The organism is Candidatus Reidiella endopervernicosa, from assembly GCF_013343005.1.
Classification (GTDB): domain Bacteria; phylum Pseudomonadota; class Gammaproteobacteria.
The window spans coordinates 763,665-783,206 of record NZ_CP054491.1; the positions used below are offsets into that span (position 1 = coordinate 763,665).

Consider the following 19,542-nt stretch of genomic DNA (forward strand, 5'->3'; position numbering starts at 1 on the left):
TTATGGTCGGCCTTGCCGTCGTGCAGCATCGCTTTAGTGAGGTAGTCGACCGACTCAGTACACGCCTCGGCGGTAATGGATGTCTCTACTGGCTTGCCGCTCTCGGTCTCGGTGTAAGGAGTCGTGCAGCTGACGAGGTAACCAGCAGGTGCGCAGAGTGCGGCAGTGATGCGCTTCTCACTTTTGATCTTAGCCGACCACTGATCCTTGGTCTCATAACCGGCGGCGCTGGTGAGGCCGGAGAAGGTGAGTGCTGCGATCAGGGCAGGGTGGTCGAGACGGTCTTCTTCATGGAAATCCTCAGTGGTCGATATTGATTTTGGTTAGCGTCGATAGTTGCAGATATCGTCGACCAGGGCAAAGTCCTCTTCGTACTCAGGGCTTTCGTATGGATGTGCAAGAAACGGGTGGCCTGATGGTCTGGATTGGATGAGACTAATCACAGATCAAACAAACTATCCGGGAGAGAGACGTGTCGGGCCCACTGACAGATCAGCGACGTAACTATGCGGTGATTGAAAGTGCTATTGCTTATCTGCGAGCCCATGCACGGCAGCAGCCGACGCTTGCTGAAATTGCCACAGCAGTCGGTCTGAGAGTCACACCTGCAGCGTACCTTCAGTGAGTGGGCCGGTATCTCACCGAAGCGCTTTCTCCAGTTTCTGACCAAGGAGCACGCCAGGCAGCAGTTGCGCCAGTCACAGGCAGTGTTACAGACAACTATAGAGGTTGGCCTATCCAGTCCGGGCCGACTGCACGATCTGATGGTCACAACCGAGGCGATGACGCCAGGTGAGGTGGGCGCATTAGGTCAGGGTGTAACGGTGAATTATGGTGAGGCCAACACTCCCTTCGGCCGGGCAATGATCGGCTGGACGTCACGCGGCATCTGTAATCTCGCTTTCTGCGACGATGGTTGTGAAGCGTGGATTAAAGAGTTGGCCGCAGAGTGGTCGGCGGCGACACTCAGTAGTAACGATAGGGAGGCGGCCGATCTAGCCCAGCGGATTTTTGCCAAACCCTCACTCGATAAACCGCTACATCTCCTGTTACGTGGCACTAACTTTCAGATCAAGGTGTGGGAGGCGCTATTGAGCATCGGGTCATCCCAGCTCAGCTCCTACGGCGCCCTGGCCTCAGCGGTCGGTTCACCGCGTGCGCAGCGTGCCGTTGGCAGCGCGGTGGCGGCCAACCGGATCGGCTTCCTGATCCCCTGTCATCGCGTGATTCGTGAGAGCGGTGAGATTGGTCAATACCGCTGGGGCTCCGACCGCAAGGCAGCTATGGAGATGTGGGAGGCCGCGCAGTCAGCACTGGTGGAGTAGTGAGGGCAAGAGACGCAGATCGGCTGGCTGGCTAGCTATGTAGATAACAATCACCTCTTTGCAGAGTGCGGCTTGTTCAATCATCCAGGTCGAGTGGCTGGGTTACGCCGGGAATCTCCGCCTCCTGTATAAATTCGAGAAACGCCTGTGCGGCACGTGAAAGGCGTTTGCCCCTGCGGTGTACGGCGTGCCAGCGTCGGCTGATGGGAAAACCCTCCACATCGAGTACCACCAGTCGGCCTGTCTCCAGCTCCAGCTTGAGGCTGAAGGTGGAGAGGGCGCCGATACCGATGCCTGACATGACCGCCTGTTTAATTGCCTCACCGCTACCGAGCTCCATGTAGGGCTCAATGGAGACTCCCTTCTCTTTGAGCATCCGCTCGTAGGTCAAGCGAATGCCCGATCCCGCTTCACGGGCAATGACGCGCTCTTTGCTTAGTTGTTCCAGGGTGATGTTCTTCTTTTTAGCCAGCGGATGTTCAGGGTGGGCGAAGACCACCAGATGGTCGTCGAGGAAGGGGTGTGTCTCGATATCATCGCGCTGCGGCAGAGTGACCATGATGTAGAGGTCATCCTCGTTTGCATCGAGTCGCTCAATGATACGTTCGCGGTTACTCGCCTTGAGCTGTGGCACGACGTTGGGATGCTGGCGCAGAAAGGCACCGAGGTAGTTGGGCAGGAAGTACTTGGCGGTGGTCACGGCGGCGAGATTGAGCGGACCGGCAACCTCGCCGTGAATCGAGGCGAGCTCCTCTTCGAACACCGCCAGCCTCTCAAATAGATCGTGACAGGTGGCAAACAGCGCCTTCCCCTCAGCGGTCAGATAGATCTGGTTACCGACCTTTTCAAACAGCGAAACCCCCAGAATCTCCTCCAATCGCTTCACCTGAATCGACACACCGGGCTGGGTGAGGTGGATCACCTCGGCCGCCTTGGTAAAGCTGCGATGCTCTGCAACTGCTTGAAAAACACGCAGTTGCTGCAGGGTTGCTCTGATCATGGTTCCCTCAACTCATGAGGTCATTAACGATCGTTAATGGCGCTCATATTTACTATTAATTTCCATTATTTCGTGATTCAGCTAGATTTGCATCGTGTCTTAACCAAGCGCAGCGGTCAACGATAACCGCGCAATTTTTGTAGTTACAAGAGGAGCAACACGACATGGCTGAAAAGAGCTATAACGCGGGTGTAAAAGAGTACCGCGAAACATACTGGATGCCCGAGTACACCCCCAAGGATACCGATATTCTTGCGTGCTTTAAGGTTACCCCACAGCCGGGTGTACCGCGTGAAGAGGTTGCTGCCGCTGTAGCTGCTGAATCTTCAACCGGCACCTGGACCACCGTATGGACTGACCTGCTGACCGATCTCGATCACTACAAGGGTCGTGCCTACTCTATCGAAGACGTACCGGGTGATGACACCTGCTTCTACGCCTTCGTTGCCTACCCAATCGATCTGTTCGAAGAGGGTTCGGTTGTAAACGTAATGACCTCACTGGTCGGTAACGTATTCGGCTTTAAGGCGCTGCGTGCTCTGCGTCTCGAAGATATCCGCTTCCCTGTTGCCTATGTAATGACCTGTAATGGACCACCTCAGGGTATCCAGGTCGAGCGCGATCTGCTCAACAAGTACGGTCGTCCAATGCTCGGTTGCACCATCAAGCCTAAGCTCGGTCTCTCGGCCAAGAACTACGGTCGTGCCTGCTACGAGGGTCTGCGTGGTGGTCTCGACTTCACCAAGGATGACGAGAACGTTAACTCACAGCCCTTCATGCGCTGGCGTCACCGTTTCGACTTCGTTATGGAAGCGATCCAGAAGGCAGAGGCCGAGACCGGCGAGCGTAAGGGTCACTACCTGAACGTTACCGCGCCTACCTCTGATGAGATGATGAAGCGCGCCGAGTACGCCAAGGAGATCGGTGCTCCGATCATCATGCACGACTACATCACCGGCGGTTGGGCAGCCAACACCCAGCTGGCACAGTGGTGTCAGGACAACGGCATGCTGCTGCACATTCACCGTGCGATGCACGCGGTACTCGACCGTAACCCCCACCACGGTATCCACTTCCGTGTACTGACCAAGATCCTGCGTCTCTCCGGTGGTGATCACCTCCACTCAGGTACCGTTGTCGGTAAGCTCGAAGGCGACCGCGAGGCAACCCTCGGCTGGATCGACATCATGCGCGACTCCTACGTCAAGGAAGACCGTTCACGCGGTATCTTCTTCGATCAGGACTGGGGCTCAATGCCTGGCGTACTTCCTGTTGCCTCTGGTGGTATCCACGTGTGGCACATGCCCGCGCTGGTTAACATCTTCGGTGATGACTCTGTACTGCAGTTCGGTGGCGGTACGCTGGGTCACCCCTGGGGTAATGCTGCAGGTGCTGCTGCTAACCGTGTTGCGGTTGAGGCCTGTGTTGAGGCGCGTAACTCAGGTCGTGAGCTGGAGAAGGAGGGTAAGGAGATCCTTACCGCCGCAGCAGCACACAGCCCAGAGCTGAAGATGGCGATGGAGACCTGGAAGGAGATCAAGTTCGAGTTCGATACCGTCGACAAACTGGACGTTTCTCACAAGTAAGAGGGATAGCCCTCGGGCCAAACGGTTTGCGGCAAGCGCCGCTCCTACGCAGATGGTTTGCAGGACCATGTAGGAAGTTCACCCCCGACTGAACCGTTTGCGAAGAGGGCAACACTTCTACAGAACCGAATTTGAAATTAAATTGAGGAATTAATCATGAGTGATATGCAAGATTACAATTCGAGCCTGGCCGATAACGCCAGCCGCAAGTTTGAGACCTTCTCATACCTGCCGTCCATGGACGCGGATCAGACCCGCACACAGATCGAGTACATCGTGAGCAAGGGCTGGAACCCATCAATCGAGCACACCGAGCCGCAGAATGCGTCGGGTAGCTACTGGTACATGTGGAAGCTGCCTATGTTCGGTGAGACCGACGTAGATGCGATCCTGGCTGAGCTGGAGGCGTGCCACAAGGCGCACCCAGACAATCACGTTCGTCTGCTGGGCCTGGATAACTTTGCCCAGTGCGCAGGTGCCTCGATGGTTGTCTACCGCGGAGTCGCTGCATAAGCAGCCCCTGGGGTAGCTAGAAGAAGCCCCTGCCCGACCTTCGGTCAGGGGCTTTTTTATTAGGTGTGTGCAGTCAGTGTTGCTAAGAGAGTAGGCTTAACGCATTACCCGTTATTCACACCTAATGAGAGGAACAGAATCATGGCAAAACCAGACAAGTATGTAGGCATCAACAATGAGATTAATGGTGGCATGACCACCATCGGCAAGATCATTCGTGATGCGTGGGTATTTGGTTTACTACCCGAGTCAGAGACCTGCGAGGGATGGAACATCGCTGGAATCGACTCACTGCTACAGAAGGTCAACGCCGAATGGGACAAGTATGGCTGCCTGGTCAGCCACCTGCCCGAGGAGCTGGCCGAACGCCATAGCCGTATCCATGACGAGGCGCTCGCCAAGGCGAAAGCCGCCGGTTGGAACGGTGAAGTAGAGACCGACGACGAAGAATAAGTTTATCGAGAGAGAAGAGCCGCTATGACCGATATTACAGTTGATCCCGATCAGTACGTTATCAAGAAGGAACCCTACTACGAGGCGGTCGGCAGGGAGGTTGCGCTCTACGAGGCGGCCTACAACGCCCGCATGCCGATGATGCTCAAGGGGCCAACCGGCTGCGGTAAGTCGCGCTTTGTCGAGTACATGGCACACAAGCTCGGCAAGCCGTTGATCACCGTCGCCTGTAACGAGGATATGACCGCCTCCGATCTGGTTGGTCGTTTCCTGCTCGATAAGGATGGCACCAAGTGGCAGGACGGGCCGCTGGCCACCGCCGCTCGCATCGGTGCGATCTGCTACCTCGATGAGGTGGTCGAGGCGCGTCAGGATACAACCGTTGTTATCCACCCGCTGACCGACCACCGTCGCACCCTGCCGCTCGACAAAAAGGGTGAGCTGATTGAGGCGCACCCCGACTTCCAGCTGGTGATCTCCTACAACCCCGGTTACCAGAGCCTGATGAAGGATCTGAAACAGTCGACCAAGCAGCGTTTTGGTGGACTCGACTTCGACTACCCGGAGGCGGAGATCGAGACCGCGATCGTCTCCAAGGAGTCGGGTGTCGATCCTGTGACCGCTGGCAAGCTGGTACAGATTGCCCATCGTGCTCGTAACCTCAAGGGTCACGGTCTTGATGAAGGTATCTCGACCCGTCTGCTGGTCTACGCGGGTCAGCTGATCAGCAAGGGAATCGATGCCACCGAGGCGTGTTCGATGACCATGGTCACCCCGCTGACTGACGATCCCGATATGCGCGACACGCTCGACGCAGCGGTACAGACCTTCTTCGGCTAAGCGATAACGGCTGCCGGGGTACGGTATTCACATCGGCCGGTGCGTTATAGCGCATTGTCTCTCCGTGAATAGCGCGCCTCGGTAGCGAGGCTGCAACGATGAGCATTAACCTCGAAGATTACGAAGAGTTTCTGCAGGATGCCGCACCGGAGGTGCGCGACGTGCTTGATGGCACCTTCCAGGAGGCGGCTCGCATCATGTCGCCTGCCGGACTGCGGGACTATATGGATGGCGCCAAGGGGCTCTGCAATCTGGGGCGCGGCAGTGATGTCGTTATCACCTACCTGCAGGAGATGCCGCAGGTTGCCAAGGAGTGTGGCGAGGATGTGATTCCCGATGTGATCACCGCGGCGATGAAACTCGCCTCGATGGTCTCCGGTGAGGTGGTTGGCCTGCTCTTTAGTAGCCTGCCCTCCGCCGCACGTAATCTCGGTGATGCCGAGCTGCTACGCGGCTACCTGACCCTGATCCACCAGCTCTCTGGTACCGCTGCACGCGGCCTGCGCCCGATGCTCAACCATATGGATGAGCTGCTTTCGAAGCTGACCATCAGCGGCCTGCGCCGCTGGGCCAACTTTGGTGCCCAGGCCTACCGCCGCGATTTCAACAACCTGACCGCCTACTTCAATCTTGAATCGGCTGATAGCAAGGCGATGCTGCAGAAGGAGCGCCGCGGTGTACTCTTTATCAGGGTGCAGCGTAAGCTCAACTTCTACCTGCGCGCACTCTGGGGCCGTGATTTCTTCCTGCGTCCTACCGGCGCCGATTACACCGACTTCAAGCCCTACATCGAGAGCCGCATCTTCCATATGCCGGATGCGGTCGATGATCTCGGCGAGACCAGTGGACTGGAGCTCTACCGCGCTACCGCCGCACATATGGCGGCACATATGTCCTACACTACCAAGCCGATCTCGGCCGAGCAGCTCAGCCCGGCACAGATGTACTTTATCGGCATGCTCGAGGATGCTCGTATCGAGTACAAGGCGGTCAACGAATTCCCCGGTCTGAAGAAGCTGTGGGGAACGCTGCTCGCCCACGACTATGAGACGGCGGTTGAGCATCCGACCATGGAGCTTCTGGAGGATGTGGCGCAGATGCTGCTCGACAGCAACGCCTCTTGCGGTGATGAAGAGCTCAACGCCTTCGCCCAGCGCTTCCATGAGCAGGTTGTCGAGAAGCAGGACGACAACAGCTTCTCCTGGCACATGGGCATGGAGCTGTTCAACATCTTCTCCGCCCGCAAGGAGGTGCCGAGCCTACGCATCCTTGAACGCAACCGCATCTCCTACCGCGACGACAACCGCTTTATCTGGGAGTTCGAGGAGTTCGACTTCAACCTCGGTAAGGAGTACATCCCCGCCAGCCAGCGTCAGGTGCGCAAGCGGATGAGTGTCATCGAGATGGCCAACGAGGTCGACTGTGAGCTGGCCGGTGACGATGCGCAGGAGATCTGGACCTGCGATACGGAGATGTACCCCTACGAGGATGATCTCAGCGAGAACCAGAAGAGCTTCAATGACATGTGGGGCAAGGAGCCGGTCTCCGAGCCGTTCCACTACCAGGAGTGGGACTACCAGATCCAGCTGGCGCGGCCCGACTGGTCAACAGTCTATGAGCGCCGCCAGCCGAAGGGTGATGTCGATGACATCGAACAGATCCTTACCGACTACAAGCCAATTGCCCATCGCATTAAACAGATTATCGATCTGCTCACCCCCGAGGGTGTGCAGCGGGTGCGCAATATGGAGGATGGTGACGAGATCGATCTCAATGCCGCTATCGATGCGATGGTTTCGATCCGCATGGGCGAGCAGCCCAATCCACGCATCACCATGCGCAACGTACTGAAGAATCGCGACCTCTCGGTGGTGGTGCTGCTCGACCTCTCCGAGTCGACCAACGAGAAGATGGCTGGATCGGACAAGACCGTACTGGAGCTGACTCGTGAGGCGGCGACACTGGTCGCCACCGCCATTGAAGGTATCGGCGATCCCTTTGCACTGCACGGTTTCGCCTCCGATGGGCGTCACGATGTGCAGTACTACCGCTTCAAAGACTTCAATCAACACTTCGACAATGAGGCAAAATCACGCCTGGCAGGAATGAAGGGTGGTCTCTCGACCCGCATGGGTGCGGCACTGCGCCACGCCGGTCACCACCTGCTCAAACAGCCTGAGCGTCGCAAGCTGATCCTGTTGGTCACCGATGGTGAGCCGGCCGATATCGACGAGCGTGATCCGCAACATCTGCGCCACGACACCAAGAAGGCGGTCGAGGAGCTCTACAGTCACGGCGTGCTCAGCTACTGCCTGACACTCGATCCCAACGCCGACAGCTACGTTAAGCGCATCTTCGGCGAGAGCAACTACACCATTATCGACAATGTCGATCGTCTACCGGAGAAGCTGCCGACCCTGTTCGCCAGCCTGACCAGTTAGGAGGTTGAGTATGAAGAGTGCAGAGAAGTATGTAGGCATTCACAACGACCGCAACGGCGGTATGACCGAGATGGGCAAGATCATCCGTAACGCCTGGATCTTCGGCATGATCCCCGAGCGCGAGAGCTGCGAGGGGTGGCCCGCCACCGGCATCAAGAAGCTGTGGCGTCGCGTCGATGCCGAGTGGGAACAGTACGACTATATGGTCGGCAATCTGCCCGATGATCTGCGTCAGCGTTTCAGTCGTATCCACAGCGAGGCGGTCGAGCGCGCCAGAGAGAGTGGCTGGGAAGAGGGGTCCGAACTCGCCCGCGTGGCGTAGTCGACGAGTGGCGGCCTGATGTATACCCGCCACAACGAGGTGCCCGTCTATGCGACTCGTGATGGTGAGATCAATGCGCTGCACTACAGCACCGTACAGACGGCGTTCAAGCGACTCGGTGAGGAGATCAGGCTCTCGATCCCAAAGCTGAAGACGCTCGATCTTATCCTGCAACGCGATGCCTGGATCGTCGTCGATCGCGCCTTCAACGATATTCCGGTGGTGGCGTGGACCGATTTCGAAACTCGACGTGAGGCGATCCATCTACCGGTGAAGTGTCAGCTGCGCTACTTCCACGCCAATGCCGTGATGATCAGAAACCGGGTGTTGGAGGCGATGGAGATGCTGCTGGGCGAACAGCTTGAAGAGGAGAATGGATCGCATGATGTGATCGATTTTCCTGACAAGGAGTAGTTAGGTAAACAAAATTTGAGGTCGCGTGCGCAACGCACTATCAGCACGCGAAAGCAATTTTGAACGGAGGTGCAGAATGCCGCAGTTACCCAGCGGTAAGTACGTGGAGATCATGTCAGAACGGGCGCGCTACCATGCGCGTCGTCTGAAACTGCGTGTAACCAGCACTACCCCCCACCGTCAGCTCTACCCGCTGGTCGATATTCTGATCGACCCCACCAATAACACGCACGGCTGTCGTGGCTGCACCACCTTCTCCGGCCACACGCTCGCCGATCATGAATGGCTCGATCAGTTCGAGGAGGGTGACCGCCGCTGGTTTGCAAACTGGCTGCGCGAAGCTCCCCAGAGGCGGGTGATTGAGCAGGCGCGTACCCGTCTGTTGGCAGCGCGCAGCACCGCCAGTGAAGAGGTGCATGACTACCCCAGTCAGCTCTATAGCCAGCTTCGAGATCGTATCGAGGCACTGCCGCAGCAGCGAGCCAGTGCTGAGCAGTGGCAGCGCACCCTGCTCAACATGCGCCGTGACGGGTTGCGCCGTGAGGAGCTCGACTGGTCGAGGCTGCCGGAGTTTCTCTCTGAGCATGCAGGGGAGGCGGGCATCGATAAAGCGGCGCTACTCGAATCGCTCGACTTCACACAAATCGTGCCGCGACTGAGTAACGATCTGGAGTGTGACCTTGAGGCCCATCTTCCCTTTACCGAGGTGGCAAAACGCATTCCGACCTACCAGCTGCAGATGTCTGGTTACCCGATCGATGATCAGGATCTCTGTGTGGTGCGCTACCGATGTGAGTCGCCCAGCTACCGTATCGGAAGTGTGCGGCCGCATGGACGCGCACTTCACGGTAGTGATCAGCCGCGCTGGTTTCTGCTCGCTCCCTACGGCAAGGTGGTGACCGATAGCGAGAACAGTGCGCTGTTTTTCCCCACCAGTGAGGCCGCGCTGCAGGCGGCCGATAACCATGCCCGCAGCAGCCATCGGCTACGCCCGGCACTCACCTACAGCAAGCCCTACGAATATATGAGCCTGCACGGTGGCGAGGCGTATCGAGAGTGGCTGGTGACGCTGCCAGACTACCACCGCTCCCACTTCACGGCCCACTACCATGAGCGCAATGTACTGCTGCATATCCGCACCAAGATTCGCCACAGCGAGGATGGTAGCAAGGTGCTCTTCATCGAAGAGCTACAGAGCGACTGGCAGCAGGCGATCGCTCAACACGGACTGCATAGTGGTATTCCGTTGGCACCTTTTCGCAAGGAGTGGGCATCACTGGCGCTGAAATTGATGTTGATGCATGTGGTGAAGAGCGATCTTGACGGTATCGCCTGGGCCGATGGTGCGGTGCATGCACTGCGCTACGACCGTGAAATGGGGCCGTTGATGCGACTCTACGATCAAGAGATCCCGCAGATACTGACCCGGCTGGCCAAGCCGTGGCAGGCGAGTGTTGAGCGTGCCTATTTTGAGACCCGTAGCCCCTGGTTGCATGCGGCGCGGTGCGATGAGTGCTGGAAGGTTGAGGGCGGCGCCGGCAAGTTCTCCACCCGTCCTCGTTATGACAAGAGCGAAGCACTGGCACTGATTCAGCGCCATACCAAGGCGCTCAGCATGAGTCTGCCGATCCTGCGTCTCTCTGCTGAGATGAAGAGGCATATCGCCGAGCACGGCCTGCCGCTATTTGGTGAGCAGACGAACAAACCAACCCCCTTAACTGATTGAGAGATAGCGATGCCACTGGTACAGATGAAGGACATGCTACGCCACGCCTACGACAACCAGTACGCGGTTGGCGCCTTCGACGTGGTGAGCCTGGAGCTGTTGCAGGGGGTGATCCACGCCGCCGAGCAGTGTCGTGCACCGGTCATTCTCGGTCTGGCCGAGCCGCATCTGCAGCACTTCGATATCGAACTGCTCGCCCCTGCGGTGGAGGCGGCTGCACGGCGTAGCAGTGTGCCGGTGGCGATCCACTACGACCACGGTAGTGGTGTGGAGGGAGCGGTGAATGGTGTTCGCCACGGCTGTAATGGTGTGATGTTTGACGGCTCTCACATGCCGCTGCAGGAGAATATCGAGACCACTAAGGCGGTGGTGGCGATGGCGCATGGCATCGGTGTGCCGGTTGAGGCAGAGCTCGGTTACATCCCCGATAATAGTGATGAGCTGGTCTTTACATCGGTGGAGGAGGCACGTGGTTTTGTGCGTCTTACTGGGGCCGACTTTCTTGCCGTCTCAATCGGTACCGTACACGGGCGGCTGGTTGGTAAACCGCGCCTCGACTTTCAGCGTCTGAAGCAGATCAACAAGGCACTACAGATCCCGCTGGTGCTGCACGGCAGCTCTGGTCTTAGCGATGATCACTTTCGCAAACTGATCGCCAGTGGCATCGCCAAGGTCAACTACTTCACCGCCATTACCGATCGTGTAGCAGAACTGCTACGCAATAACGCCAAGGATGCCGATGACAACTACCTGAAGCTCCACAGCGGCGTCAGAGAGAGTGTGGAAGAGGAGGCGGGTCGACTGATGCGCGTCTGGGGCAGCGCCGGTCGCGCTGCAGAGGTGATGGAGCAGTGCCAGCCGTGGCACGGCATTGAGTACATGCTCAAGTTCAATCTCCCCGGCGTCGATGCCGAAGAGGAGGAACTGATTACCCGCAAGGGCAGAAAGATCCTGATGAAGATCCCCGGTGTACGCGAAGTGATGGTCGGCAAGGCCTACAACGATAGCTCGTCACAGCGCCACTGCTGGCAGCTGCGTCTGGCCAGCCCCGCCGTGGCTGAGATACTTAAACGTAATCACGATTTCCTGGGATTTAGTCGACGCTACCTACGGGATGAAGCGACCGAGCTGACAGGGGCTGGTTATCAGCAATCGAAGGTGGCTTGAGACAGGCGCTCTATTAAAGAGGGTGGGGAAGGTTAACTAACGATCCTCTTCAATCGTCCGGGTACGAGTAAAGACCTGTGGTGTAATCAGTGCGTACCCTTGCTGCTGCCAATGCACCAGTTCAGGAAATGCCGAAGGGACAACTTCGATAAATTCATAAAAATCGGCAACCTGATAGTCATAATCGGTAGCAGCTAGATTACATACCTTGAACTCCACACCCAGAGCGGCGTAATAACGCATTCGCTCGACCGCTTCCTCATACTGCGCATAGTTCTTCTTCGCCACCGTCGCGATCTCGGTGCCGTGGATCACCACCTTGATATCCATAAACTCCGGCGCGTAGTTATAGGGTGCTTCAGTGAGGGGATTGATCAGCGAGCGAATCCAGTAGAGCGCCGAGTTGATCTTCTCCGGGTCATCCAGGTAGAAGTCATAGACCACCTTTGGCTCCTCGTAGGGTGGCTCGACATAGCGGGCGCTCTCTTCGGCCAGAGTGAGGCCTGCGTAGAGAGTGATGAGCGCGATCAGAATAGTCTTCATTGTCAGCTCCTCACAACATCCCCTGAAACTAATTACTGCTATCGAAGTTGACGGTTTTATGGCTGCCGTCACAGAAGGGTTTGTTCTTCGAGGCACCACAGCGACAGAGTGCAGCGTTGGTGCCGCTCCAGGCGCTCCGACCACTGCTACTGAGAATGGAGAGATTGCCGTCGATCAGCAGAGGACCGTTCGGTAGCGCCTTGACCGATAGCTTTCCGCTGGTTATCTCCAGGGCTGTTCCCTGTTCACCCACGGCACCGAAATCGTGGAAGCTGATGTTCTCGTGCTGGTTGTCGCAGAAGGGTTTGTTCTTCGACTTTCCGCAGCGACAGAGTGCAGCCCGGTAGCGGACGCCAGGCATATCGTCGCCAGCACCCTCAATATCGAGATCACCCTTAAGAAAATAGGGGCCGTTGTAGGAGACCAGCAGGGTGTTCTCATCAGCGACAGTTTCGGTGGTGCTCCCGTCCTTCGTCTCGTAGGTCAGCGCCCCACTCGGACAGCGCTCAATCACATCGACCACATTGTCGAGATCGACCAGATCGGGTTTACACCAGGGTTCACGTCCACCCTCAAACAGCTCACCCTCCGCCTGACCGCACTCGCCCATATGAATACAGAGCCGACTGTCCCACTCCACATCAATCTGGGTGCCGGGGAATTTGAATTTGACGCTCTCACTCATCTCGTCGGTCTCCTGTGTGGGTAGCCAGCAACAAGGGATATAGGTGAGTAAAGCAGATTCTTGACTGATTACCTCATGATTAGGTGTTGGTGTGGTGCGTAGTAATGTGTTTATGCACATTGTTCAACGCTATGCGTCTATCAATAACAAGGGGCATAGAAGTATTTAGATACCGTAGTGGTTCAAAATGTATACCTCGTACACTCCCAATAGAGCTTTAGAAGCATGCCGTAAAGTGAGTGATCCCCTGGTCGCACTGGTCGATCTGGATGCATTCTTTGCACAGATCGAGCAGCTCGAGAATCCTCAATATCGTGGCAAGCCGGTCATCATCGGTGGCCGCCCAGGCGGTCGTGGTGTGGTTGCCACCGCCTCCTATGAGGCGCGTACCTTTGGGGTTCACTCTGCGATGCCGACCAACACCGCCTATCGCCTCTGCCCCGATGGCATCTTCCTACGCGGCGATATGGCCAAATACTCAGACTACTCGCGGCGTATCTTTGAGGCGCTACATGACGTGACGCCAGTCGTAGAGAAGGCATCGGTTGATGAGTTCTATCTCGATCTCTCGGGGATGGAAAAGTTAAGCGGTTCAGCAAAAGAGATAGGGACACGATGTAAGGCGGTCATTAAAGAGGCGACTGGTCTCACCTGCTCGATCGGTATCGGTCCAAACAGATTAATAGCTAAACTCGCCTCGGAATATCGAAAACCGGATGGTCTGACCGTTGTTAGTAAAAACCAGATCAACCGCTTTCTCGATGCACTCCCACTCAAGGCGATGCGGGGGATCGGACCCAAGACCCTTAAGCGCATTGCCAAACTGAATGTGGAGACCATCGGACAACTCAGAGAGCGCTACACCCTGTCTGAACTGCAGCAGGCGGTTGGAGAGCGTACTGGTAGCAATCTCTATCATCAGTCGCGTGGTAGCTATCCAGAGCGCAGCGCAACACATAGGCCACGACACTCCGTATCGAAAGAGACAACCTTTAGTGAAGATATTAGTGATCCACAACAGCTAAAGCAGATTATGCAAAAACTTGCCTTTATGTGGCGCGTACACTAAGAAAAAAAAATCAGAAAGGAGATGTGATCAATATTCGGGTTCGTCTTGCTGACTTCTCGACCTACACACGCCAACGTAAATTGAGCAGTGCGACCGATAGCGATGTGGAGATCGCGCGAGTTGGCTGGGAGCTGTTTGAGCAGAATGGTTATGTGGGAAAGGCATTAAGGCTGATTGAGTCGGAGTGGTCGTCGCTGAAGAGCGTCCAACCAGGGAAGAGGGGAGCAGTCTCAAATCGATCTGTTTGCGACAGATGAGATTGAAAAGGATGTGGTTGACAGTGACAACGATGTGACCACGGCCATGGACGAGATTCTCGATAAGTTTGGTGAAGGTTCAATTCGGCGCGGTGGTTGATGAGTATAAAGGGTTATGGCGTCTCTGATCGTTAACACACCTATAGAGGTTGACTGCAGAAAGAGCCAGTCACCCTGAAAATGCGTGAGCATATTTTTCTATGATTTCATAGGGATGTCGTTACTGTTATATAGGCATCGTCCAATGTTTGAGCCGCAGGTCCAAAGTACCTGTTAAACCGGTGTAGGTCTCGGTGCGATTACCATGGGCTGTATTACACTCATAATTAATATGAGTCGTGATCTGTTCTTATGGAATCACATACCTTTTTCTCCACCTGCTGATAATCCTGGTATCTGCACGCGTCTTAGCTGAAATAGCCGTACGTCTGAATGCGCCTGCGGTTATCGGTGAGCTGGCTGCTGGCATTATTCTCGGTCCAAGTCTGCTTGGTTATCTAGAGCCTACGGAAGCGATTCGCTTGTTGGCCGAAATAGGCATTATTTTATTGCTGTTTTCCGTGGGTCTGGAAACCGATGTCAAGCGATTGGTGGATGCTGGTAGGCAATCGATCATTGTTGCCGTGTTTGGTTTTCTGTCGCCGTTACTGCTGGGATTTATTGCCGGCTATTACTGGTTCGGTTTTTCCCTGCTGGTCTCACTGTTTATTGGTGGCACGCTAACAGCGACCAGTATCGGTATAACTGTTCGCGTGTTATCAGACCTGAAACGACAGAAAGAGACTGAAGGTCAGGTTGTGCTTGGTGCTGCCGTACTTGATGACATTATGGGTGTTATGTTGCTGGCGTTCCTCTATGAGTTTTCAATCGGGGGCGGTCTAAGTTTTGCTAATGTTGGTCAGGTCATGCTATTTGTTACGCTGTTTTTGTATTGGCACCGGTCGTCGCCAAGCTGATCTCGCTGTTCATTAAAAAGGCAGATGAAGTCAAATATTTACCTGGCCTGATACCTACAAGCATTGTATCGCTGGTGCTCTTCTTTGCCTGGCTGGCCCATGTCGTTGGTGCTCCGGAATTGTTGGGTGGTTTTGCGGCAGGCTTGGCATTGTCGCGGCGATTCTTTCTACCCTTTGGTATTGCGCTTAGCATGGATCCAGTTTTCGCCAGACGCATCGAAGTGCGCATGTTGCCTATTATTCAACGCTTCACACCGATTTTCTTTGTGATGATCGGTTTATCATTGAACCTGCGTGAGATCGACTGGGGATCACCATTCATCTGGATCTTTTCACTGGTGTTCTTTATTGTCGCGGTAATAGGCAAGTTTGTTGGTACATTGTTTATACCCCAAAATGGCCGATGCGCGTCATTATAGGCTTGTCCATGGTGCCCCGCGGAGAGGTCGGCCTTATATTCGCTGAGCTTGGGCATATAGCCAATATCTTCAATAATGAAGTGCATGCGGGAATGGTAATTGTCATCGCACTAACAACGCTAATACCACCCTTTTCAATCAAGGCGTTCTATTGCCGTGTGTATAGAAAACTCGATAAGTACCACCGGTAGAAGGCTGATGATTGATCGGGGTGAGAAATTAAACCGGATCAAAGAGCATTATTCTCTAATATTATTAACAATTGCTCTCTGAACCTCCCCAGTTTAACGGGTACTTTTAATAAGCGACAATGTCGCCATAGGAGTATCCAAATGACTAGAAAACGCAAGCCATATAAGACCTACACCAAAGAGTTCAAATTAGAAGCGGTTCGCCTGATGGATGAGTCTGATAGACCAGCCACTGATATCGCTATGGAGCTTGGTATTCGGCGTAATCAACTCTACAAATGGAAAGAGCAGTTATCCAACAAAGGAAACAAAGCCTTTGAAGGTCCGGGAAGGCCAAAGAAGCAGGATCAAAGCGAAGTCACCACCCTTCGCCAAGAGAATGAACGGCTGAAAGAGGAGCTTGAAATCCTAAAAAAAGCCGCCGCGTACTTTGCGAGGATCTCAAGTGAAGTACGCCTTTATTCAATCGCTCAGCACAAAGCATCGAATTATACGGCTCTGTCATGCGCTTGATGTATCAGTGAATGGCTACTATTCATGGTGCAACCGACCTGAAAGCAAGCGCTCCATTGAGGATCGCCAGCTCACCGCTAAAATAAAGCTGTTTCACAAGGCAAGTCGGCAGATCTATGGATCGCCTCGCATCCATAAAGATCTGCAAGAGATGGGCGAACGTGTTGGTGTTAATCGTGTGGCCAGACTGATGAGGGCAAATGACATTGCCTCTAAGATGGCTAGAAAGTTTGTCATAACGACTAACTCAAAGAACACGATGCAGCCCGCGCCAGATCTGCTTAAGCGAGAGTTTGATGTGGAAAGACCTGATAAAGCCTGGGTCTCTGACACCACCTTGATACCGACGCGGCAAGGGTGGCTTTATCTGGCCGTCATCATTGATCTCTATTCAAGGCATGTCATTGGCTGGGCTATGAGCAACCATAACAACACTCTACTGGTGCAGGACGCACTCACGATGGCTATCTGGCGAAGAGGCCGAGTAGAGTCTGTAGTTGTGCACTCAGACCAGGGCAGCACCTATACTTCAGGTGACTACCAGAGGCTGTTGAAAGAGAGCTCATTACGCTGCAGCATGAGCCGTAAAGGTGAATGCCTGGATAATGCGGTGGCGGAAAGTTTCTTCGGTACACTTAAGACCGAACTGGTAGATTACGAAGATTACAAAACCAAACAGGAAGCAAAGCAGAGTCTGTTTGAATACATCGAAGTCTTTTATAACAGACGCAGGCGTCACTCGTACTTGGGGTATGTAAGTCCTGCAGAATACGAGGCAAAGTGTGCCTCTTAATTATTTCATCCGTTAAACTGGGGAGCCTCACTCTGACCCGGTTTTATTATATATTGACTTTTCCGTCGTAGAGCACTCTACCGCTGGCTTTAGAGGCCACGATTATCCGAGCGCCTCCATCAAGGATGAATCCGCGCTCTGCCCTGCTAGGGAGAATGACGTACCAGCAAGGTTCAGGGCTTGGATTGTATATGTAGGCGCCCTTCGGTAAGTGATCGTAGACTCGAAACTCATCGAGGCTAGGTGTGGTGGCGCATCTAGCAATCTTAGCAGCCTCTCTCCTGGCTATGGGGATATGTAGCCACTGTCGAATTATTTTGTATAACTGTTTCACTGATATAAGTATGAACGATAATTCAGTTGTCTATGTGTTGTTTTGGGCTGGCATGTAAAGGCAAGTCAGACAACCGCTGACCGCCATGGAGAGCGAAGTGAGGGCGGTTAGTCCCCGATAGTCGACGTCGTCTGCCTATTCGTAGTTGAGAGCGCGAGCGGACGACGAAGAAGATGCAGCAGCGGCTTTATGTCGGCGTAGAGTCACTGAGGGAGTTGTGTAGAGCCGCGAAGAGGTGATTACGCAACGTACGCAGGACGGTCGGGGCGCCGCAGGCATAAACGGTCGCGTGAAGTTTTTGCTGTTTGCTTGGGCTTGGATGCCCAAAACAAACTTTCGCAAAAATAGCGACTCCCCCGCTGACCGCCATGGATAGCGAAGCGAAGGCGGTTAGTCCGCGATAGTCGACGCCGTCTGCCTATTCGTAGTTGAGAGCGCGAGCGAACGACGAAGAAGATGCAGCAGCGGCTTTATGTCGGCGTAGAGTCACTGAGGGAGTTGTGTAGAGCCGCGAAGAGGTGATTACGCAACGTACGCAGAGACGTCGGGGCGCCGTAGGCATAAACGGTCGCGTTAAGTTTTTGCTGTTTGCTTGGGCTTGGATGCCCAAAACAAACTTTCGCAAAAATAGCGACTCCCGGGAGTTGTTGAATATGTTAGAGAATAATGCTCTCAGTCATGGGTTATTTTATTTGTTGTGCTCATCGAGTTCTTTGAGGTATTCGTTTAGTCCCTTGTGTGTAGAAATTAATATCAGTCCAACTGGACCCAAAGCTATAACAGTTATGTACATTGCAATAGAATCCGAGCCAAAGCTTTCTGAGACTGCGGATATAATTATTCCGAAAACCGCCAAATATCCGGTGAGAATGAACAAAGTACCAAGAGTGCTACGCTTCATTAGAATTCCCTCCTGCGTATGATTGGTGTAAGATGTTTTGGGTGTGTATTAAAGGCTCAATGTAATCTATTCGCAGCACATCGGTCTCGCTGAGGATTTCACAATACCAAATTATCTATCTTCATATCCATTGTATCTCTGTCTAACGTTTTACTGCGGGGCGCGGAGTCGTTAGTCGGGTGTCAAGTGCCCTGCCCTTTAACACGACCCCTTTAACTTTCGGCCCCTGTTTATGGATTTATTAGGACTGCGATGGCAAATCATAGCTAACCTTTGTGCCATTAACGATGACTACCTTTCGTTTAACAAGCTCTTCTACTATTTCAGAAAGCTCTTCATGTCCTAGTTTTTCATAAAAGATTGTTGATGGAATTTGAAAGAGTCTTTATAGCCCTGGGTTTTGCGTTACCTCTAGCCTTCAGAAATTCGATAATAGAACTTACTCTATCAGGTAGTGATTCAGAGTTTGATATCTTTAGAAGCGGTATTTCAGAGACATCCTTTTCTCTCTGTACATATATTTTCTTTGCTTTTAAATGCCTGATTAAAGGGTCAAAACCTGTATCTTTTGAAATTATATGAAAATAGCAATTATTGTCCTTTGCTGACATCTCTCCAACATAAAGGCGATGTGAAAATCTAGTGCATTAGGGCCATTGCCTTCAATCTGTATGTGTTCTGCATTATCGCCAAGAGACTGCATGGCAGTAGCTAGCTCGAGGAGATCTTGGTTTGTTTAGCGCCTACGAAGACAATAACTTTAAAATCATGACCTTTAAGGATCCCTAGATTCTTCGGGTGTACATTCTCGAAGTCAATTAAAATGTAATTAGTTCTCACTACTCCTCCATTCTAATGTTTTGGCCGTAACTATTCTTTTCGACACCTAAATGCTCCATTACTAACGGAGCCTAAAAGGTTTGCAAGCGGAGCAGGTGTGCTGTCGTCTATTCGGGGAGTAATGAATGGGGGCTGTTGTTGTCAATTTCGCCTCCTGCGTTGCTGTGTGTGGCGGAATCACCACGCTTCTCCTTGATGTTTCTTAGCCTTTAATTAATTAAGATTCAATGAGCAATTGTTTCTAATGTTAGAGA

General features: G+C 53.9%; 22 protein-coding genes and 1 pseudogene. 17 read left to right on the top strand and 6 right to left on the bottom strand.

Features of this window, described 5'->3' with window-relative positions; translation table 11 throughout:
- Positions 1 to 2: 2 nt before the first annotated feature.
- Together HUE57_RS04315 and HUE57_RS04320 are read left to right on the top strand one after the other, a co-directional pair.
- Complete coding sequence (locus tag HUE57_RS04315) at positions 3 to 317, top strand: hypothetical protein (protein ID WP_174672782.1); 315 nt, start codon at positions 3 to 5, stop codon at positions 315 to 317.
- Positions 318 to 635: 318 nt separating this feature from the next.
- Complete coding sequence (locus HUE57_RS04320) at positions 636 to 1,325, top strand: methylated-DNA--[protein]-cysteine S-methyltransferase (RefSeq protein WP_320416309.1); 690 nt, start codon at positions 636 to 638, stop codon at positions 1,323 to 1,325.
- Positions 1,326 to 1,401: 76 nt separating this feature from the next.
- On the opposite strand, the gene HUE57_RS04325 is transcribed toward HUE57_RS04320, so the two are convergent.
- A complete protein-coding gene (locus HUE57_RS04325; RefSeq protein WP_078484395.1) occupies positions 1,402 to 2,325 on the bottom strand; it encodes a LysR family transcriptional regulator in 924 nt (307 codons plus the stop codon).
- Between the two features lie 164 nt (positions 2,326 to 2,489).
- On the opposite strand from HUE57_RS04325, the gene HUE57_RS04330 reads away from it, so the two are divergent.
- From HUE57_RS04330 to HUE57_RS04370, 9 genes are all read left to right on the top strand, one after another.
- Positions 2,490 to 3,911, top strand: coding sequence for a form I ribulose bisphosphate carboxylase large subunit (locus HUE57_RS04330; RefSeq protein WP_078484396.1), 1,422 nt, complete (start codon positions 2,490 to 2,492; stop codon positions 3,909 to 3,911).
- A 156-nt stretch (positions 3,912 to 4,067) separates the two neighbouring features.
- Positions 4,068 to 4,424 carry a ribulose bisphosphate carboxylase small subunit gene (locus tag HUE57_RS04335; RefSeq protein ID WP_078484397.1) on the top strand — a complete coding sequence of 119 codons (357 nt, stop codon included), beginning with the start codon at positions 4,068 to 4,070 and terminating at the stop codon, positions 4,422 to 4,424.
- A 141-nt stretch (positions 4,425 to 4,565) separates the two neighbouring features.
- Positions 4,566 to 4,877 (top strand): hypothetical protein, encoded by a 312-nt coding sequence (locus tag HUE57_RS04340; protein ID WP_078484398.1) that lies wholly within the window; start codon positions 4,566 to 4,568, stop codon positions 4,875 to 4,877.
- Between the two features lie 24 nt (positions 4,878 to 4,901).
- Entirely contained in the window at positions 4,902 to 5,717 is an 816-nt protein-coding gene (locus HUE57_RS04345) for a CbbQ/NirQ/NorQ/GpvN family protein (protein ID WP_078484399.1), read from the top strand.
- 98 nt (positions 5,718 to 5,815) lie between these two features.
- Complete coding sequence (locus HUE57_RS04350) at positions 5,816 to 8,158, top strand: nitric oxide reductase activation protein NorD (protein WP_078484400.1); 2,343 nt, start codon at positions 5,816 to 5,818, stop codon at positions 8,156 to 8,158.
- A 10-nt stretch (positions 8,159 to 8,168) separates the two neighbouring features.
- Positions 8,169 to 8,480 carry a hypothetical protein gene (locus HUE57_RS04355; protein WP_078484401.1) on the top strand — a complete coding sequence of 104 codons (312 nt, stop codon included), beginning with the start codon at positions 8,169 to 8,171 and terminating at the stop codon, positions 8,478 to 8,480.
- Between the two features lie 18 nt (positions 8,481 to 8,498).
- Positions 8,499 to 8,894 carry a hypothetical protein gene (locus tag HUE57_RS04360; RefSeq protein WP_078484402.1) on the top strand — a complete coding sequence of 132 codons (396 nt, stop codon included), beginning with the start codon at positions 8,499 to 8,501 and terminating at the stop codon, positions 8,892 to 8,894.
- A 76-nt stretch (positions 8,895 to 8,970) separates the two neighbouring features.
- Positions 8,971 to 10,620 carry a hypothetical protein gene (locus HUE57_RS04365; protein ID WP_078484403.1) on the top strand — a complete coding sequence of 550 codons (1,650 nt, stop codon included), beginning with the start codon at positions 8,971 to 8,973 and terminating at the stop codon, positions 10,618 to 10,620.
- Between the two features lie 9 nt (positions 10,621 to 10,629).
- Positions 10,630 to 11,787, top strand: coding sequence for a class II fructose-bisphosphate aldolase (locus HUE57_RS04370; RefSeq protein ID WP_078484404.1), 1,158 nt, complete (start codon positions 10,630 to 10,632; stop codon positions 11,785 to 11,787).
- Positions 11,788 to 11,823: 36 nt separating this feature from the next.
- Here the strand turns inward: HUE57_RS04370 and HUE57_RS04375 are convergent, their stop codons facing one another.
- Both HUE57_RS04375 and HUE57_RS04380 read right to left on the bottom strand, forming a co-directional pair.
- Positions 11,824 to 12,330, bottom strand: a complete 507-nt coding sequence (locus HUE57_RS04375; RefSeq protein WP_078484405.1) for a DsrE family protein — start codon at positions 12,328 to 12,330, stop codon at positions 11,824 to 11,826.
- A 28-nt stretch (positions 12,331 to 12,358) separates the two neighbouring features.
- Positions 12,359 to 13,015 (bottom strand): CDGSH iron-sulfur domain-containing protein, encoded by a 657-nt coding sequence (locus tag HUE57_RS04380; protein WP_078484406.1) that lies wholly within the window; start codon positions 13,013 to 13,015, stop codon positions 12,359 to 12,361.
- A 235-nt stretch (positions 13,016 to 13,250) separates the two neighbouring features.
- Here HUE57_RS04380 and dinB point away from each other — a divergent pair, with 235 nt between their 5' ends.
- The 6 genes and pseudogenes from dinB (at position 13,251) to HUE57_RS04405 (ending at position 17,213) form a co-directional block, all read left to right on the top strand.
- Complete coding sequence (gene dinB, locus HUE57_RS04385; protein WP_174672783.1) at positions 13,251 to 14,084, top strand: DNA polymerase IV; 834 nt, start codon at positions 13,251 to 13,253, stop codon at positions 14,082 to 14,084.
- A gap of 23 nt (positions 14,085 to 14,107) precedes the next feature.
- Positions 14,108 to 14,341: a DinB/UmuC family translesion DNA polymerase gene (locus tag HUE57_RS20150; RefSeq protein ID WP_420885707.1), complete on the top strand. Its 234-nt coding sequence runs from the start codon at positions 14,108 to 14,110 to the stop codon at positions 14,339 to 14,341.
- A 338-nt stretch (positions 14,342 to 14,679) separates the two neighbouring features.
- A pseudogene (locus HUE57_RS04395) lies at positions 14,680 to 15,716 on the top strand (cation:proton antiporter).
- 8 nt (positions 15,717 to 15,724) lie between these two features.
- The gene (locus tag HUE57_RS19930; RefSeq protein WP_320416310.1) at positions 15,725 to 15,907 is read left to right on the top strand and encodes a hypothetical protein; all 183 of its coding nucleotides are present in this window, start codon (positions 15,725 to 15,727) and stop codon (positions 15,905 to 15,907) included.
- A gap of 141 nt (positions 15,908 to 16,048) precedes the next feature.
- A complete protein-coding gene (locus HUE57_RS04400) occupies positions 16,049 to 16,420 on the top strand; it encodes a transposase (protein ID WP_174672535.1) in 372 nt (123 codons plus the stop codon).
- Positions 16,353 to 17,213 (top strand): IS3 family transposase, encoded by an 861-nt coding sequence (locus tag HUE57_RS04405; protein WP_174672785.1) that lies wholly within the window; start codon positions 16,353 to 16,355, stop codon positions 17,211 to 17,213. The genes HUE57_RS04400 and HUE57_RS04405 overlap by 68 nt, the downstream gene beginning before the upstream one ends.
- A gap of 469 nt (positions 17,214 to 17,682) precedes the next feature.
- On the opposite strand, the gene HUE57_RS04410 is transcribed toward HUE57_RS04405, so the two are convergent.
- The 3 genes from HUE57_RS04410 to HUE57_RS18945 form a co-directional block, all read right to left on the bottom strand.
- Positions 17,683 to 17,889, bottom strand: a complete 207-nt coding sequence (locus HUE57_RS04410; protein WP_174672786.1) for a hypothetical protein — start codon at positions 17,887 to 17,889, stop codon at positions 17,683 to 17,685.
- A 76-nt stretch (positions 17,890 to 17,965) separates the two neighbouring features.
- Complete coding sequence (locus HUE57_RS04415) at positions 17,966 to 18,172, bottom strand: hypothetical protein (RefSeq protein WP_174672787.1); 207 nt, start codon at positions 18,170 to 18,172, stop codon at positions 17,966 to 17,968.
- Between the two features lie 626 nt (positions 18,173 to 18,798).
- Positions 18,799 to 19,059 (bottom strand): hypothetical protein, encoded by a 261-nt coding sequence (locus tag HUE57_RS18945; protein ID WP_236860680.1) that lies wholly within the window; start codon positions 19,057 to 19,059, stop codon positions 18,799 to 18,801.
- Positions 19,060 to 19,542 lie beyond the last annotated feature (483 nt).

Bases quoted from the DNA above. Each gene is read 5' to 3' on its own strand.
- HUE57_RS04375 (WP_078484405.1), bottom strand. From the start codon at position 12,330: ATGAAGACTATTCTGATCGCGCTCATCACTCTCTACGCAGGCCTCACT.
- HUE57_RS04330 (WP_078484396.1), top strand. From the start codon at position 2,490: ATGGCTGAAAAGAGCTATAACGCGGGTGTAAAAGAGTACCGCGAAACA.
- HUE57_RS04325 (WP_078484395.1), bottom strand. From the start codon at position 2,325: ATGATCAGAGCAACCCTGCAGCAACTGCGTGTTTTTCAAGCAGTTGCA.
- HUE57_RS04355 (WP_078484401.1), top strand. From the start codon at position 8,169: ATGAAGAGTGCAGAGAAGTATGTAGGCATTCACAACGACCGCAACGGC.
- HUE57_RS04340 (WP_078484398.1), top strand. From the start codon at position 4,566: ATGGCAAAACCAGACAAGTATGTAGGCATCAACAATGAGATTAATGGT.
- HUE57_RS19930 (WP_320416310.1), top strand. From the start codon at position 15,725: ATGGTGCCCCGCGGAGAGGTCGGCCTTATATTCGCTGAGCTTGGGCAT.
- HUE57_RS04350 (WP_078484400.1), top strand. From the start codon at position 5,816: ATGAGCATTAACCTCGAAGATTACGAAGAGTTTCTGCAGGATGCCGCA.
- HUE57_RS04365 (WP_078484403.1), top strand. From the start codon at position 8,971: ATGCCGCAGTTACCCAGCGGTAAGTACGTGGAGATCATGTCAGAACGG.
- HUE57_RS04335 (WP_078484397.1), top strand. From the start codon at position 4,068: ATGAGTGATATGCAAGATTACAATTCGAGCCTGGCCGATAACGCCAGC.
- HUE57_RS04370 (WP_078484404.1), top strand. From the start codon at position 10,630: ATGCCACTGGTACAGATGAAGGACATGCTACGCCACGCCTACGACAAC.
- HUE57_RS04400 (WP_174672535.1), top strand. From the start codon at position 16,049: ATGACTAGAAAACGCAAGCCATATAAGACCTACACCAAAGAGTTCAAA.
- HUE57_RS04380 (WP_078484406.1), bottom strand. From the start codon at position 13,015: ATGAGTGAGAGCGTCAAATTCAAATTCCCCGGCACCCAGATTGATGTG.
- HUE57_RS04360 (WP_078484402.1), top strand. From the start codon at position 8,499: ATGTATACCCGCCACAACGAGGTGCCCGTCTATGCGACTCGTGATGGT.
- HUE57_RS18945 (WP_236860680.1), bottom strand. From the start codon at position 19,059: ATGTCAGCAAAGGACAATAATTGCTATTTTCATATAATTTCAAAAGAT.
- HUE57_RS04315 (WP_174672782.1), top strand. From the start codon at position 3: ATGGTCGGCCTTGCCGTCGTGCAGCATCGCTTTAGTGAGGTAGTCGAC.
- HUE57_RS04345 (WP_078484399.1), top strand. From the start codon at position 4,902: ATGACCGATATTACAGTTGATCCCGATCAGTACGTTATCAAGAAGGAA.